1 rRNA gene is annotated in these 653 nt (G+C 67.1%); it reads right to left on the reverse strand.

The window, feature by feature from the left end:
* Positions 1–401: 401 nt before the first annotated feature.
* Positions 402–518 (reverse strand): 5S ribosomal RNA (gene rrf, locus HMPREF3086_RS17495).
* Positions 519–653: the final 135 nt, after the last annotated feature.

The raw sequence follows: 653 nt of genomic DNA on the forward strand, positions 1-653 counted from the left end.
CGGCGCGGCCACTGGCCGTGGCCCTCCGGGGACTGCCCGCGGCGCGGGGAGCGCCGTCCCCTCGACGCGGGTCCCGGTCGGAGGATGAGCGCTCGCCGCTACCGCGCCGTTCGCCGGACTCGCTCCTGTCGGGGCGGGGGGTGTCGGAACCGTCGTATCGCTTCCCGCGGCGCTCCCCGTAGGAGCTGTTGTCGCGTCGCTGCTCTCGCGGGGCCCGGTCGCCCCGGCGGGGTACGTCGCGGTCGCCGCGTCGGGGCGAGCGGTCTGCGTTCTCGGACCGGGGTTCGTTCACGTCGTTCACCTTACGTGCGCCGGTTGGTCCGGCACGGAGTGGGTAGAAGGGGCACAAATGCGACCAGCGGGAGGAACTGTGAAGTCCCTCCCGCTGGTCATGAAGTTGTGTTCGGCGGTGTCCTACTCTCCCACACCCTCGCGAGTGCAGTACCATCGGCGCTGGCAGGCTTAGCTTCCGGGTTCGGAATGGGACCGGGCGTTTCCCTGCCGCTATGGCCGCCGTAACTCTATGAAACAAGGCCCGCGTGTCTCGTCGACTGGTCGTCGAGACACGGGTGTGTTGTTTCAGATACTGCACAGTGGACGCGAGTCGATCTCGTAAAAAGGTATTTGTGTGTAAGTCCTCGGCCGATTAGTAC

The organism is Dietzia sp. HMSC21D01, assembly GCF_001815995.1.
Taxonomy (GTDB): Bacteria; Actinomycetota; Actinomycetes; order Mycobacteriales; family Mycobacteriaceae; genus Dietzia; species Dietzia cinnamea.